Here is a 1,053-nt window from a genome sequence, read left to right on the forward strand (position 1 = left end):
GTAGGCCGCTCACGCCGCGCGGGCGGGCAGGCAGCGGATGTGGTGATCACGCAGGCCGTAGAACACCAGCACGGTCAGCTCTCGGGCCGCGGCGACCACGCCGATGTTGCGGACACCGCGCCGTTCGCCGACCCGGTCGCGGATGTGCCCGAGCCGGGTATGGGCGGGCACGCGTTGCACCGCCTCGATCGCGGCCCAGCGCACCAACCGGGAGCCCTGCTTGGTGATCCGGCCGCGATGCACGGTGGTGTCGGACTCGTGGTGTTTCGGGGTCAGCCCGGCCCAGCAGGCCAGCTGCTGTGGGCGGGCGAAGCGGCCGATGTCACCGATCTCGGCGACGAACACCGCCGCGAGCAGCGGCCCGACCCCGGGAATGGCCTGGATCGCCCGATAGCCCGGGTCGCCGCGCAGTCGCCCGGCGACCAGATTGGCGAAGGTGTCGATCTCGAAGTCCAGCGCGTTGATCACCCGCAGCAGCGAGTCGACCCGGGAACGCGACTCGACCGCCAGCCGGGACGCGGCGAGCAACTGCTGCCCGCCCACGCCGAACAGATCACTCATCGGCACCTGCACCCCGGCGGCGGCGAGCACGGCGTGGATCTGGCACTTGAGGTTCGAGCGTAGCCCGACCAGCTTCGCGCGGTGTCGTACCCAGCCACGCAGCTCCCGCGTCGCCGGTGGCGCGATCCAGGCCTCGGGCAGCCGGCCCATCCGCAGTAGGTCGGCCAGGTCCGCGGCATCGCGTTCGTCGTTCTTGACCCGCCGGTAGGAGAACATCTTCACCCCCAGCGGGTGCGCCAGATGCACGGTGGCGCCGAGCTCGGCGAGGGTGTCCGCCGCCCAGTACCAGCCATAGGTCGCCTCCAGCACCACGTCCGGTGCCTCACCGGCGCGGGTCATCACCTCGCGCAGGTACTCCGGGTCGTTGGAGATCCGCACCGTCTCCAGCCGCTGCCCGGACTCGGTCATCCGCACCAGCACCGACCGGCGCCGATGCAGATCCATCCCGACGATCTGCCGACCCTCGTACGATTCGCTCACAGGGGCCTCCTC

General features: G+C 71.1%; 1 protein-coding gene. It reads right to left on the reverse strand.

The features are described from left to right. Positions 1-9: 9 nt before the first annotated feature. Positions 10-1,041, reverse strand: coding sequence for an IS110 family RNA-guided transposase (locus KME75_RS41875; protein WP_219420581.1), 1,032 nt, complete (start codon positions 1,039-1,041; stop codon positions 10-12). Between the last annotated feature and the right edge of the window lie 12 nt (positions 1,042-1,053).

Source organism: Pseudonocardia nigra (assembly GCF_019396355.1).
GTDB lineage: Bacteria > Actinomycetota > Actinomycetes > Mycobacteriales > Pseudonocardiaceae > Pseudonocardia > Pseudonocardia nigra.